This is a genomic window from Streptomyces sp. UH6 (assembly GCF_013421635.1).
Taxonomy (GTDB): domain Bacteria; phylum Actinomycetota; class Actinomycetes; order Streptomycetales; family Streptomycetaceae; genus Streptomyces; species Streptomyces abyssomicinicus.
In genome coordinates this window covers 1-1,968 of sequence record NZ_JACADT010001028.1, presented here as the reverse complement: position 1 = coordinate 1,968, position 1,968 = coordinate 1, and the positions used below count along the sequence as shown (strand labels likewise).

2 protein-coding genes are annotated in these 1,968 nt (G+C 73.1%); one reads left to right on the top strand and one right to left on the bottom strand.

Annotation, left to right across the window (positions count from 1 at the left end):
• Positions 1-144 precede the first annotated feature (144 nt).
• On the top strand, positions 145-900 hold the full coding sequence (locus HW445_RS28790) for a polysaccharide deacetylase family protein (RefSeq protein WP_180223777.1): 756 nt from the start codon (positions 145-147) through the stop codon (positions 898-900).
• A 44-nt stretch (positions 901-944) separates the two neighbouring features.
• Here the strand turns inward: HW445_RS28790 and HW445_RS28785 are convergent.
• A partial coding sequence (locus HW445_RS28785; protein WP_180223776.1) for a glycoside hydrolase family 26 protein occupies positions 945-1,968 on the bottom strand: 1,024 nt, incomplete at its 5' end.

The window sequence follows — 1,968 nt, the reverse complement described above, 5'->3', positions numbered from 1 at the left end:
CTCCCGGCTCCAGCGCCGGGGCATGCTCTACGGGCCGCTGGGCTACGCACGCGCCCGTCACGCGCTGCGTCGCGGGGTGTCCCGGTGAGCGGGGCCGACGGTCCGCGGACGGACGCCGTGCCGGTGCTGCTCTACCACGCGGTGATGGACGACCCGCCGGAGTGGATCGCCGAGTTCACCGTCACGCCGCGCCGGTTCGCCGAGCACCTGGACGCCGTGGTGGACAGCGGCCGGACCCCGGTGACGGTGAGCACGCTCGCCGACCACCTGGCGGGACGCGCCCCGTTGCCGCCGCGGCCGGTGGTGCTCACCTTCGACGACGGCTTCGCCGATCTGCCGGGCCCCACGGCCGCCGCCCTGGCCGGACGGAACCTGACCGGCACCGCCTACCTCACCACCGGCGCCCTCACCCCTTCCGGGCGGTGCCTGCTGCCGCCGGCGCCGATGATGAGGCTGGACGAGGCGCCGCTGCTGGAGGACGCGGGGCTCGAGGTGGGCGGACACACGGTGTCCCACGCCCAGCTGGACACCCTGGGCCGTCGCGCCCTGGAGTACGAACTGCGGGAATCCAAGCAGGTGTTGGAGGACGCGCTCGGGCACCCGGTCCGGCACCTGGCCTACCCGCACGGGTACAACAGCGGCGCCGTGCGGCGGATGGCGGCCCTCACCGGGTACGAGACGGCGGCCGCGGTGCGCCACGCGCTGAGTTCCCCGCGGGACGAGCGCTACCGGATCGCGCGGCTGATCGTCCGGCGCGGCCACACGGTGGCCGACGTGGAGTCGTGGATGCGCGGCGGCGGCGCGCGGGTGGCGCCCTACCGGGACGGCGCGCCCACCGTCGGCTGGCGCTGGTACCGCAGGGCCCGCGCGGTGGTGCGCGGACCCGAGTTCGCGGGCTGAGGCGCACCCGCACGTTTCGCAGTCCGGGGCGCGCCCGAAGGCGGTCACGGCGGCGGCTGGTTGAGGTAGGGGTCCGAGGCCAGCCCTCGCATCGCCTCCCAGGACTCCTCGTTGGCGAGGGCCAGGTCGCAGTGCGGGCCCGGGTCGCGGTGGTTCCACTGGAGCGCCGCCTTCACGCCGTCCAGCCGTTCCAGCACGCCGGGCACCTCCCGGTACCACTGGGCCTGCCGGGAGGGCCGCCCGGTGTCGTGCGCGGAGCCGAACTCGGAGAGCATGAGGGGCTTGTCGTCCGACAGGTGGGCGCGGATCCACCGGTGCACCGACGTCTGGGTCCGCGCGAAGGACAGCCACTCGGTCCGGTGGCACTTGTAGTAGTTGTACTGGTTGTAGCCGATCCAGTCGACGTAGTCGTCGCCCGGGTAGAGCCGTTCGATCACCTCGTGGTGTCCGGGATAGCCGGTGGTGATCCAGGTCCAGATCACGTTGTCCACGCCCAGCCGGCGGAACCGGTCGTGGAGGTGGCGCCAGGCGGACACGAACTGCTCGGCGGTGCCGTTGTCCGGGACCCGGGTGTCCATCTCCAGGTCGAAGGAGAGGAAGACCTTCCGGCCGTCGTTGCGTTCGCCGTACTCCTTGATCCGGCGTGCCTGGACGTCGATCACCTCGGCGTCGTACCTCCCGGCGGCGATGTCGCTCCACCGGGGCTGCTCGTCCTTCGCGCCGCCCCAGACCTTGCTCTCCCAGGAGAGCAGCAGCATCCGGTCCCGTCCGAGCCGCTGTTCCTGTTCGGTCAGCAGCTGCCCCTCCAGGCGGGAGGCGGTGACCTCGGACATGTCGTGGTACGTGTACACGATGTCGAGGCGGCGGCCGATCCGCTTCTCGTAGGCGGCGACCTTCACGGCCAGGTCGGACTTCTCGTGCGGCACGAACGCCCCGAACCAGGCTCCGCAGGGCGGCTCCAGCAGGTCGGAGACGGGTTTCCGGCATTCCGGGGCGACGCCGGGCTCACCGGTGCCGGCCCGCACGGCCAGGGCGGCGACCAGCGTGGCGCAGACCGCGGCGACGGCG